The sequence below is a fragment of the Leptolyngbya sp. FACHB-671 genome, assembly GCF_014695745.1.
Classification (GTDB): domain Bacteria; phylum Cyanobacteriota; class Cyanobacteriia; order Elainellales; family Elainellaceae; genus JAAUTN01.
In genome coordinates this window covers 116,497-128,539 of the sequence record NZ_JACJOV010000170.1, presented here as the reverse complement: position 1 = coordinate 128,539, position 12,043 = coordinate 116,497, and the positions used below count along the sequence as shown (strand labels likewise).

Here is a 12,043-nt window from a genome sequence, read left to right as displayed (position 1 = left end):
CGTCTACGGCATTACCTAGCACGGCTGCACCGTAAAACCTTGTGCTACTCCAAATCCCTTGAGATGTTGAAATGTTCACTCCGTTTGCTGCTTCACTATTTGAAGTATCGAGCTATTCCTCTACCTACTTAACCATTACGGTTTCAGCAACGCCCTATTACTGACAACTCAGTATAAATTTTATAATCGGGTGTTTTTATAGAATCTCTTAACACTTGAGCAACAAGAGCGTTCAAATCTTTATCATTGGATATGTTCATGAATTCCTTAAACAGAAGCTTTTGCTTATCTGATGGCTTATTGCGTCGAACAATATCCCTTTCGATAAATTCCATGCCACGCAAATAAGCGAAAATAGCTGTGCCCATAATTGATTCTTGTGCTGTAATCCGAACCATTTCACGTTTTACCATCGCCTCTCCTTCTTCAAATTCAACTTTTTTTAATTTATCAAGCAACTCTTTATTGCCATAAGCTCTAACAATTGAATTGGCTGTTCTCATGGGCATGTACATTACTCGTAAATCTAAGTATTGCGCTGCCAATGCAAACGCAGCCTGTCTCCCCTCCCAAAACTTAATATCGTTAGAATCACCTACTAACATTCTTCCAACTTGAGCATATTGATAGTTACTCGTCGTCAAGGATCTAATAATGTCATAATTGCGTCGATTATCTTCCTCATAGCAACAGAAAACCATCCATAGATGAAGATTCTTTCTCTTAACTTCAAAAGCCGTTGCTTTTAATGCATCTTGTTGACGTTTGATTTCTTCATAACAGCTAATCATAAATTGACCTACCGATTCAGACGACTCAATTAAGCCTTTTGCCGTTTCAGTCGTTATACCATAATCTAAAAGTCCTCTCGAATCATTTAATGCACGTAACGTTCGATCGGTGATTTGTTCATAATCATTACGATGTGGACCTGAAAATACATAGAAAGGGCGAGATCGGGTAGTCATACCTCCAATATCAGCAGCACGTTGACTGATAGATTGAGCAACGATTTGCGAGGTAGTAGGTACTACAAAAAGAGTTCGTCTTCCCAAATCACGCCGAAAATCCGAGTTGAGAGTTGTCAATAATATGTCTATCTCCTCACTCTTCAAAGCACCAGGTGATTCCTTCCCTTCAAGGACAATTACTGCTAACTTGCTTTCCTCTCTTCGTAGCGCAGCAAGTTTATCTTCAACAACTTCTCCACTATCTATTGCTCTCAAAGTAATTGTATGGATGCTAACACTATCAATGAACAAATCTAACGAATTCAGGAAAGTTGATTTTCCACTGCCTGACACCCCGCTCATTATAAACAAACGCCCCATGCCTGTCTCAACAATTTGTCGGCGTTATTTCTCAACTTCTACTAATGCCTGTTGTACAGGCATAATAAGGGGTTTGATAGGTACTTTTCGCTTATCAGTTTCCGCTTTCAAAAGTTCCCATCTTTGGGGAAAGATAAGTGGGGGAAAGTTATGTGTCGAAGGTTCTGGAATGTGAATTTCGGCTTCGCTTCTCAATTTAGATTCACGTCCTCGAATATCCGAAATGGTATCTGCTTGTTCCAGCATTTCGGGAAAAAAAAACATTTGATCTGGGTCTTGCTTCTTCTTCTTAGCCATAAATTGCCATCCTACTGCGAAGATTCTTAATGAAATTGTAGTCGCAATAGAATTAAGGGAACCCTTATCTCTTCAAAGATGTATGAGTACTAGTTCATCACAGCCTTTGGCGGGGTCTAAGAAGGTAGTTAGATGGAAAATTATTCGCATCACAGAACAGACTTGCTGAAGCCGCAGACCTGTTCTGTGATGCCAGTCTTCACGAAATTGCTGAGCTTGCATGTGATTTAATTCAAATTCATGCTCAGCACTGAAGTGCTCTAGAGCCTCTCTAAAAATTAGTAGAAGCTTGGATGAGAACGGCCGTCCCTCTCTCCTCCTACTCTCCCCGCTTGCGATCGCGAGTCAAGATACTCATTACTTCACCAGAACTGGGTGCAGGTAACAATGGACTCCATGCACTCACTTCTGCAAAGCCTCGTCGATACAAATCGTGAATTGTTTCAATTACACCATCACGAGAGCCGATGATGAGAACTCGCAGGCGATCGCGGTCAGGATTTTGAAGTGCAGAAACTTCTCTCTCAACGGTAGGTGCGTTGGGAGATTCCAGAAAACATTGAGACATAAGTTGTGACTCCTTAGGTTTTTTGAGGAAACCCCAAAAACCTAGCCACCCCGCACCAATTCACACGTTGCACAAACCTAGTAGAAGAACGAAAAGTGAGTTTAAATTTCTCACTTTCATGTTCTAAAGGGTCAGCAACGCTTTTTTGACATGACAAGTCAGGGTGGCTAAGGGAGTGTTAAAATTCACCATTAGCCGCCAGACTGGTACCTCAGTTTGGGGGTTAGTCGCTCATTGCTGCTGGTAACAGCTCTGAGCGGCGCTAGATCTTTGGGTATAGCGGGGCTGCTCTTGGGTAAAAAAGACAACCTTAACGTGAGAGCATATCTGGAAGAATGGCTTGTCGTCAAGCAATTGAGCTACGCAATTTTTTGATATCAATTCAAAATTGAAGCTGCAAATTGAGGCGTTTTTGTTCGGATTATCCTGACTGCGAGAGGGAAAAGGCGAAGGTGTCTATACCGATCCGGTACAATGGCTGTCTGTACCCTTAATGGGGATCGCCGACGGGTAAAGACACGCGAGGAGTGAGCGGACTGAATGACTCAGTTAAATAATGCCCTGACCCTGTTTTTTAGCCTGCTGGTTGAAGCAATCCCGTTCCTGTTGATAGGCGTGGTGTTTTCCAGTACGTTGCTGCTGTTTGTGGATGAACGCAAGCTAGTGGCGATGATGCCAAAAAATCCGCTGCTGGGAGCGCTGGCGGGTAGCATGGTTGGGTTTCTGTTTCCAGTGTGCGAGTGCGGGAACGTGCCCGTGGCGCGGCGACTGATTGTACAAGGTGCGCCTGCTTCGGTGGCGATCGGTTTTTTGCTGGCAGCACCGACGGTGAATCCGATTGTGTTTTGGGCAACCTGGACGGCGTTTCGTGACCAGCCGGAAATTGTGTTTTTGAGAATTGGGTTTTCGCTGCTGATTGCCACGATCATCGGCTGGGTGTTTAGTTCGCAGGCAGATTTGCGACCGCTTTTGCAGCCAGCGGTGGCTCAGTCAATGCCTCCACCTCAAGGCAGGCGATCGCGTCGGTCTAGATTTGCCCAATCTGCGGAACCTGCCTCTGAGCTATTGCAATCCGGCACATTCTTACTCAACTCTTCAGGACAGCCAATGCGAATGGAAGCAGTCGGGGCGCAGGCGGCTATGGCAGCTAGCTCAGTGACAACGAAGCCGTTGGGCGATCGCCTCCAGCTCATGCTAGACAACGTGGTGCAGGAATTGCGCGAGCTGGGCGGCGTATTGATCTTGGGAAGTGCGATCGCTGCGATCGTTCAGGTAGCGATTCCTCGTGAAGTAATTCTCAGCTTGGGGCAAGGACCGATTACGTCGATTTTGGCGATGATGCTGTTGGCGTGGGTCGTATCAATTTGCTCAACGGTTGATTCCTTTTTTGCCCTATCGTTTGCTTCGACGTTTACCAGTGGCTCTTTGCTAGCCTTTCTAGTCTTTGGACCCATGATTGATGTGAAAAACATTGGGCTATTGCTATCAGTATTCCGAGGAAGAGCGATCGTTTATCTATTTGCGCTGGCGGCACAGTTGACATTTCTGCTAACGCTGATCATCAATTTGTATGTCAGCTAGAGAAGAGAGAGATGAAGAATGAAGCTCATAAAACCTTCAAATCTCTAGCCCCTAGTCCCCAGCCCCCAGCCCCTAAACCTATACACTGCGCGTTTTGGAAACTGCATGACTGTTAGACCTAAACCGATTGCTCAACCTCAACCTCGGCGGCTTGGCAGTGCTTTCTGGCTGATTGTCCTGGATATTTTGGCGATTGCCACTTGGGGTGTTTTGCTGCTGAAATACTGGCTGACTGGTAAGCTCAACGTTTTGCTGCACCCGAACTACATGTGGCTGGCAAACACCGCTGGGATTTGCTTGCTGGCGCTGAGCTTGATCAAGGCGGTGCAGCTTCTACAAATTACGACTCAGCGCAGTGCCCGCAATCATTTTAGAAGCTTGCCCACGATGCAGCACTTTTCGCTGTTTCCAAGGGGATGGAGCAGTGCGATGCTGTTAGCGGTGGCAGTGTTTGGGCTACAGTTTACGCCTCAGCCGTTCGCCAGTGAAGTGGCGCTTAATCGAGGTGTGACGGATACGCTGGCGATGACGCGATCGCAGCCTCAGTCTTTTCGCTCGACCACCAGCCCAGAGGAGCGATCGGTAATTGACTGGATTCGCACCCTGGATGTGTATCCCGAACCTGATGCCTATACAGGACAGCAAGCCAACGTCGAAGGCTTCGTGATTCATCCACCCGAATTGCCCGAAAACTACCTGATGATTTCCCGATTTGTGATTACCTGCTGTGCAGCCGACACCTATCCGGTTGGGTTGCCTGTGAAGCTTGAAGGTAGCCGTTCCACCTACCCGCAGGACACCTGGCTGCGCGTTAAAGGTTCGATGATCACTGAAACCCTTGATGGGCAGCGTCACCTTACCATTCAGGCAAGTGAGCTAGAGGAAATTGAGGAACCAGAGAATCCGTATGAGTATTAGACCGTACAAGTATTAGACAAGGATAAGCTTTTCGGGCGTTAAGCGCCCGAAAAGCTCATTGATTCTAGATCAAGCCAGTTCCCTTGCCGCGAGTATCTTTGTCCATCGTCAGTTTGCCGGTCTCGTCGTTTTCATTCACTTCACGGACTTCTTCTGCTCGCTCTGCGGCATTTGCTTCTTCTTCTTGTCTCAGGTCGCCAGGTTCGTTAACGTACATCTCAGGCTCGATCGCATAGTTGTTTGCCAGACCTTCCTTATCGACCGTGTAGCCTCCTGTGGTATCAATACTGCCTCTGCCAGCAGCCTCAGGATCACTGGTAGGCTGCTTGTAGCCTTCACCTTCGCGATCTTTGCGTGCGCCAGTTTCAGCGGGGGTAATACCTCTGTCGTAGTTATCCACGTCAACGGAGCGATCGCCAGCCCGATTAAAATCTTGATTAGTCATGAGTTAATTCTCCAAAGAAATGTAGTACTTACCGCTTTAAGTCGGCTCAAATCACGCTGCCCCCGTTTCTTGAAAGCATTACTTAACTTGAGATGACTTACTTTAAGGTTTTTAGTAGTGAAGTACACACTACCGGGAGTTGGATGTTTCTGACACTTCTAAATTGAAATGTTGTCTGTCTAAAGAATGACTTTTACACTTCTTAAAGTGAGGTTTACGCAGCTCAATTTGTCCCCAATCTGTTTAGGGATATAGCCTTCAAGCAAATATCCTTGCTCCATTGTGTGATCTATCTATTGACTGCTTTGCCTTGCAAAATGTATTTAATAATTTTTCAAACACTCTTTGGATAGACTTGGGCGAACACAATAGATTGTGTCTTCAAGACTTGTGATTCTTTAAAGCTTAATTACAACTCATAGGCTGAGGCTAACGGGCGATCGCCACACCTCTTTCCAGGAACCGGACCGATTTAATTTGCCATTGAGTATTGCGGGTTAGGGTTTCTCGCAAGCCGCCAAATAAAGCAAATTGTTCGCAGGTTGAGAGCGAAGTAATTCTACGAGGAGAACCGGGCACCAGACGCAAATCAACCGTTGCTACGCCCTTATCAACACTGACCCGAAAACCAGACAAATCAAAGTCACTACTGGTTTGCGCCTGCAAAACCTTACTTACGGCTGCGGTGACGGGCTGGTCAGATGGCAGTTGAATTTCTTCTGAGACAAAGCTTTCACATTCACTATCCGCCGTGTAAAGAGTAGCGCTGACTGTTGCAACGGGTTCAGGGGTTGCAGCACTGTTGGTTTGAGCCTCGGTCTGGTTGGCGGGTTGACCATCAGCTTGATAATTTAGCCGAGTATCAGCCTGATTATTAGCTTGGCTATTGGTTGAGACTTCGGATACAGCAGTGGGAGAAACAAGTGCTGCATCCGATGGAGATTCAGAGCTGGCTTGAATGGAAGTACTAGGGTTGGGGTTGGGGCGATCGCCCCCTGGCTCAATCTGAGAACAGCTTCCCAGACCTAGCAAAAGTATTCCAGATATTAAAACGGACAGCGGTAGAATGCTTTTCATCAGTAAAACCGTTAGGTTCTAAGTTTTGAGTTTTTTAGGGTAGAACGTCGCGCAGGATTTTGAGTAGTTTTTCAGCCGTGTAGGGTTTTGCTAAAAATGCTTTGACTCCAACGCCGGAGAGCATTGCAGACTGCTGATTAGAGTTCAGTCCGCTAACGGCAATGACATTAACCTGGGGGTCAATTTTGTGTAGCGTGCGAATTGTTGTGAAGCCGTCCATTGATGGCATCATCATGTCTACCAACACCAGCCGAATCTTGTCTCGATGCTGGGCATAAAGGGCGATCGCCTCAATTCCATCATTCGCAGTCATCACTTCGTAGCGATACGCTTCCAGGGTCGCTTTCGTGATTTCACAAATCGCCGCTTCATCATCAACGACTAACACCAACTCGCCATTTCCTCCGGGTAGATGGCGATTACTTTCTTCCGCCGTTTGGGACAACGTTGTCTCCGTTGCAGGCAGGTAAACCTTAAATCGGGTGCCCTTACCCACTTCACTATAGACATTGACAAAGCCACCGTGGTCTTTGACGATGCCGATGACTGTGGATAAGCCCAGCCCAGTCCCTTTGCCTACCTCTTTTGTAGTGAAGAAAGGTTCAAAGATTCGATCTAAAACAGCAGGCGGAATCCCTACCCCCGTGTCTGAAACGGTCACGGCCACATAAGGTCCGACCTGCGCATGAATGTTCATGCGGGCATAGTTTTCATCCACGACCAGATTCTCAACTACGATGCTGAGCCTACCGCCATCGGGCATGGCATCACGGGCATTCACACAGAGATTCATGAGTACTTGATGCAGATGCGTTGCGTCTCCTGATACTACCCACAAGTCCCAGATGGGAATATCCGTCCAAATTTCAACAGATTTGGGAAAAGTTTCTTTAGCAATTTTCTCAATCTCTTTGACTAGATGACCAATTTGGAGCATCGTGCGTTCTCCTTCAATGCCTCTAGCGAATGAGAGAACTTGCCTAACCAAATCAGCTCCCCGTCGAGCACTGGTTTCCAGGGTTTCGAGCCATTGCTTGGCCTGCTCGTCGTCTTCACGAACTCTGGTCTCAAGCAGTTGCACAGCCATTAAGATTGGAGCCAGCATGTTGTTCAGGTCGTGGGCAATCCCACCTGCTAGTGTGCCGATGCTTTCCATCCGCTGTGCCCTTAAGAACTGCGTTTCCAGGCTCTTTTTTTCAGTTATGTCTGTGCCGACGATCAAAATCGATTTCGGCACGTCGTGTTCGTCTCGAACCAGCGTCCAGCGACTTTCGACAATAATCTGGCGGCGGTCTTTTGTGAGTTGTCGCAGTTCACCTTGCCATTCACCATTCGCCAGTAAGCTCGCTTGGGCTTCTAAATACTGAGGAGATGGCTCGGCGTACAAAAGCTGACTGGCAGGTTTTCCCAGGGCTTCTGCGGCAGTCCAACCGTAGAGCCGCTCTGCACCGTGATTCCAAAACAGAATTCGAGTGCCCAGGTCTTTGACTAAAATTGCGTCTGTGGCAATGTTGATCAGGGCAGCCTGTTCTTGAATTTTTTGCTCGGCGCGTTTACGGTCGGTTACGTCCGTCTGAATGCCAACAAAGTAAAGCAGTTTGCCCTGAGCAGAAAAGACGGGCGAGATTTTTAGCTCATTCCAAAAGGGCTGTCCGTCTTTGCGATAGTTAAGCAGTGTGACTTTAACTTCTCGCTGGGCGTTGATGCCTTCCCGAATTTGGGCAACAGTTTCCCGATCTGTGGCTGGACCCTGGAGAAACCGACAGTTTCGCCCTAGCACCTCCTCTGGCTGGTAGCCCGTAATTCGAGAAAAGGCAGGGTTAGTGTAAACGACTGGATCATCGGGCTGGTTCGGGTCACAGATCAGGATGCCGTCTGAGGCGGAGGCGATCGCCTGAGCCTGCAATAGATTCTCAGTGGCAGCCATTTGCAAAGCCATTGCTGACCGTTTGCGTTCGATCGCGTAGCGCATCGAGCGTACCAGCAGGTCGCCCGTCACCTGACCTTTGACCAAGTAATCTTGAGCGCCATCCTGCACCGCTCGTACCGCTAGCTCTGTATCGTCTAGCCCAGTCAACACAATAATTGGGGCAGTTGAGCCACGCGCTTGAGCCTGGAGCAACGTATCTAAACCTTGGCTATCCGGCAAAGATAGGTCAAGCAAAACTACATCAAAGTCCTCTTGCTGCATCTGCTGCACTCCCTCACTCAAGAGTTCTACATGCACCAGGGTGACAGGAGCCAATATCTCTGCCAAACTTTCTTGCAGCAAACGAGCGTCGCCGGAGTTATCTTCGACTAACAAGACTTTGAGTCGCTGATCAACCATCTACCCCTACTCCATCGGCAGTTTTACGATGGTTAGCCAAAATTCCTCAATAGATTTCACAATCCGGATGAATTGATCCAGGTCAACAGGTTTGGTGATGTAGCAGTTGCCGTGCAGGTTGTAGGCTCTAAGGATATCTTCTTCAGCTTGAGAGGTGGTCAAAATCACAACCGGAATGCGCCTCAAACTGTTGTCTTCCTTGATCGTAACCAAAACCTCTCGCCCATCTTTTTTGGGCAGATTCAGGTCTAGCAAAATTAAGTCAGGACGAGGAGCAGATGAATAGTTGCCCTGGCGATAGAGAAATGCCAACGCTTCGGTGCCATCTTGGACAACGTTGAGATGGTTGTTAACTTTGCCATCTCGAAGCACTTCTCGTGTCAGACGAACATCGCCAGGATTGTCTTCAACCAGTAAGATTTCGATCGGTCTACCGGATATCGCATGGCTCATGCCGAGTTCCCTCCCCTGTCTGGAATAGTGAAGTAGAAGGTTGAGCCTTGTCCAGGCTGCGATTCAACCCAGATGCTTCCACCGTGACGCTCTATAATCTTTTTACAAATTGCCAACCCAATGCCAGTGCCGGGATACTCGCCACGACTGTGCAATCGTTGAAATATTAAGAAAATTCGATCAACATATTCTGAGTCTATCCCGATTCCGTTGTCTTGCACGGAGAATAGCCATGCATCTGCACGACGCTGACTGCTGATGTGGATCTGAGGTAGTTGGTTGCTGCAAAATTTGATGGCATTGCTAATCAAATTTTGAAACAGTTGGGTCAGTTGGGTGGCATCTGCCATGATTTCGGGGAGAGGTCCACAGGTGACGTTTGCGTGAGCGACTTTGATTGTGGTTTGAAGGTTGGCGATCGCCCGATCCAAAATAGCAGAGCAGGGGGTCAACACAAAGGACTTGCCGCGACTATCAACGCGAGAATAGTCGAGCAGGTCATTGATCAAGGTCTGCATTCGCATCGCACCATCTACGGCGTAGTTAATAAACTCATCTGCCGTGTCGTCAAGCTGCCCTCGATAGCGCCGCTCTAGCAGTTGCAGATAGCTAGCAACCATTCGCAACGGCTCTTGCAAATCGTGGGAGGCGACGTAGGCAAACTGCTCCAAATCAGCATTAGAGCGAGCAAGCTCCTGGCTTTGAAGGTTGGCTTGCTCTAGCATCTGAGACTGAGCTAGAGCGATGCCGATCTGGTCTGCCAACTGCTGCGTTAATTCAATTTCTGAGGGTGTCCACTGGCGGGGGCGATCGCACTGATGGACAATCAACAAACCCCAAAACTGATCCTTGAGCAAAATTGGCATTACCAGCTTTGACTTTACGTCAAGGTATTCCAAAAAATGCACCAAACAGGGTTCTAACTTTGCCGTACCAACGTCGTTGACGGTGTAGACGCGTCCCTGCCGATATTTTCTGAGATAGTCTGCTCCAAAGCAATCATCTTGAACTTTTAGATCTAGGGTAGATGACCACCCTGGCGCAACTGCCTCCTGAATCACCTGTCCCTTGCTTTCTGAGTCAAGCCGAAATATCAATACGCGATCGGACTGAAAGATCTTTTGTACCTCGGTAACGGCTGTTTGCAGGATTTCGCCAAGTTGGAGTGATCGGCGAATCTTCAGGCTAATTTCAGCAAAAAGCTGCGATCGCAGACTTTGTAGCTGAAGCATTTCTTCTGCCTGCTTGCGATCGCTGATGTCGCTACCGATGCCCAAAAAGCCAGTCAGGTTTCCATCGGAGTCACGCAGCCCTGTGGCTGAAAGCACGATTGGAAAGCGAGAACCATCTTTGCAAATATAAGTCCATTCTCGTTCCTCAACTCCACCCGATTTAATTTTGGCAACAAAGCATTCAAAACCCGGAGCGATCGGCTCTCCCAGTTCTTCACTCAGTTCCCTGGCTCGTTGCTCTACTTCCTGAATGTCGTGGATCGGGAGAGGTGTAACCTTTCCTACCATTTCGTCGGCACTGTAACCTAACATTCGCTCTGCGGCTCGGTTAAAGGTACGAATGATGCCGTTAATATCCGTTGAAATAATCGTGTAGTTTGCGCTGTCTAGAATGGCTTGCTGGAGGAGCGTTGTTTCTAGCAGCGATCGCTCTGCTCGACGGCGATCGGTGACATCATTGACCAAGACCATCACGGACTGCTTTCCAGCAAAAATCAGGTCGTGAACCGTGATTTCCACATCGATCAAGCTGCCGTCTTTTTTGCAATGTTGCCAAAGCCCTACCTGTCCGATGCCAGAAGTCAAGTTCGCAACATTTTGCAGCAGTACTGGAATGTCTTCGGGTGGGCGAATGTCACACAGAGTCATGGATAGGAATTCTTCCTGAGAGTAGCCATAGTGGGCGATCGCTGCCCGATTTACTGCCAAGAACGCAAGCGTCTCCAGGTCATACACCCACATTGGCTGGGGATTGTTCTCAAACAGCAGTCGATACCGCTCTTCTGAACTTCGCAATGCTGCCTCAGCCTGTTTTCGCGCATTAATATCCTCAAAGTAAACAGATAAACCCTGTTTAGAAGGATAAGCATGAATTGAAAACCAAGTCTCCAGCGGCGGGTAGAATTCTTCAAACTCGACGCTGGTTTGAGTTTCCACAGCCTGCTGATACTTTTGATAAAGGGCTGAATCAACCAGATCAGAAAATTCTTCCCAAATACATCGACCCAACAACTCAGTGCGGCTTCGGTGTAGCAGCACTTCTGCTTGATGATTGATGTAAGTGAAGCGCCACTCGTCGTCTAGCGCCAAAAACGCATCCGTAATGCTCTCCAAAATATCGCTGCTGTGAGTTTGGGTTTCGGTCAGCTCAGCCAGACTGCGGCGTAGTTCTAACTGAGCCATCACTTGCCTTGCCAGCGCTTGCAAAGCCTCTAACTGAGCAGAATCTAGCTGACGGGGTACATAGTCCAGCACACACAAGGTTCCTAACCCATACCCCTCGCCAGTAACCAGGGGCATCCCTGCATAAAAGCGCACTGCTGGGTCAGCCTGAGCTAAGGGAATATGGACAAACTGCTCATCCTGCTGCACATCATTCACCAACAGCGGCCCAGTCTGGAGAATTGCCTGGGCGCAGAACGTCGCATCCCTGGGAATTTCTGAGGTATCTAAGCCAACTTTTGACTTGAACCACAGGCGATCGCTATCCACCAGGCTGACTAGGGCAACTGGGGTTTGGCAAATGTAAGCCGCCAAACGAGCCAAATCATCAAAAGCAGGCTCAGGTGCCGTATCTAAAATATTCAGTTGACACAATGCTTTGACCCTGACAGCTTCGTTATCGGGCAAAGGTGCCTGAACCATGTTTATAAAAAGTTTGTCTAGCGCATCATTTATACACTCAGTTTAAATGACTCTGTTAGCAGCATATTTGAATCTTTCAAGAAGGGAGTTAAGGGTTAAGGATTGGAGGTTAGGGAAATAAGCGGACTTCACGTAGTTCAGCTGTAGATTAGTCACCTTAGTTGGGGG

At 47.9% G+C, this 12,043-nt stretch carries 10 protein-coding genes and 1 pseudogene; 3 read left to right on the top strand and 8 right to left on the bottom strand.

Annotation, left to right across the window (positions count from 1 at the left end; all coding sequences use genetic code 11):
• Nucleotides 1-132 (top strand): annotated as a pseudogene (locus H6F93_RS33000) (IS1 family transposase); the annotation flags it as partial.
• Nucleotides 133-143: 11 nt separating this feature from the next.
• Here the strand turns inward: H6F93_RS33000 and H6F93_RS32995 are convergent.
• From H6F93_RS32995 to H6F93_RS32985, 3 genes are all read right to left on the bottom strand, one after another.
• Nucleotides 144-1,331 carry a hypothetical protein gene (locus tag H6F93_RS32995; protein WP_190690494.1) on the bottom strand — a complete coding sequence of 396 codons (1,188 nt, stop codon included), beginning with the start codon at nucleotides 1,329-1,331 and terminating at the stop codon, nucleotides 144-146.
• Nucleotides 1,332-1,355: 24 nt separating this feature from the next.
• Complete coding sequence (locus H6F93_RS32990) at nucleotides 1,356-1,628, bottom strand: hypothetical protein (RefSeq protein ID WP_190690493.1); 273 nt, start codon at nucleotides 1,626-1,628, stop codon at nucleotides 1,356-1,358.
• Nucleotides 1,629-1,947: 319 nt separating this feature from the next.
• A complete protein-coding gene (locus tag H6F93_RS32985) occupies nucleotides 1,948-2,196 on the bottom strand; it encodes a hypothetical protein (RefSeq protein WP_190690491.1) in 249 nt (82 codons plus the stop codon).
• A 540-nt stretch (nucleotides 2,197-2,736) separates the two neighbouring features.
• Between H6F93_RS32985 and H6F93_RS32980 the strand changes: the two genes are divergently transcribed.
• Together H6F93_RS32980 and H6F93_RS32975 are read left to right on the top strand one after the other, a co-directional pair.
• Nucleotides 2,737-3,777, top strand: coding sequence for a permease (locus tag H6F93_RS32980; protein WP_190690489.1), 1,041 nt, complete (start codon nucleotides 2,737-2,739; stop codon nucleotides 3,775-3,777).
• A gap of 105 nt (nucleotides 3,778-3,882) precedes the next feature.
• Entirely contained in the window at nucleotides 3,883-4,695 is an 813-nt protein-coding gene (locus H6F93_RS32975; protein ID WP_190690487.1) for a TIGR03943 family putative permease subunit, read from the top strand.
• A 64-nt stretch (nucleotides 4,696-4,759) separates the two neighbouring features.
• Here the strand turns inward: H6F93_RS32975 and H6F93_RS32970 are convergent, their stop codons facing one another.
• From H6F93_RS32970 to H6F93_RS32950, 5 genes are all read right to left on the bottom strand, one after another.
• On the bottom strand, nucleotides 4,760-5,140 hold the full coding sequence (locus H6F93_RS32970) for a hypothetical protein (RefSeq protein ID WP_190643415.1): 381 nt from the start codon (nucleotides 5,138-5,140) through the stop codon (nucleotides 4,760-4,762).
• Between the two features lie 429 nt (nucleotides 5,141-5,569).
• Nucleotides 5,570-6,217 carry a sporulation/spore germination protein gene (locus tag H6F93_RS32965; protein ID WP_190690485.1) on the bottom strand — a complete coding sequence of 216 codons (648 nt, stop codon included), beginning with the start codon at nucleotides 6,215-6,217 and terminating at the stop codon, nucleotides 5,570-5,572.
• Nucleotides 6,218-6,251: 34 nt separating this feature from the next.
• On the bottom strand, nucleotides 6,252-8,546 hold the full coding sequence (locus tag H6F93_RS32960; protein WP_190690483.1) for a response regulator: 2,295 nt from the start codon (nucleotides 8,544-8,546) through the stop codon (nucleotides 6,252-6,254).
• Between the two features lie 6 nt (nucleotides 8,547-8,552).
• On the bottom strand, nucleotides 8,553-8,999 hold the full coding sequence (locus H6F93_RS32955) for a response regulator (RefSeq protein ID WP_190643418.1): 447 nt from the start codon (nucleotides 8,997-8,999) through the stop codon (nucleotides 8,553-8,555).
• Nucleotides 8,996-11,875 (bottom strand): PAS domain S-box protein, encoded by a 2,880-nt coding sequence (locus H6F93_RS32950; protein ID WP_190690480.1) that lies wholly within the window; start codon nucleotides 11,873-11,875, stop codon nucleotides 8,996-8,998. Before H6F93_RS32950 ends, H6F93_RS32955 begins: the two co-directional genes overlap by 4 nt.
• Nucleotides 11,876-12,043 lie beyond the last annotated feature (168 nt).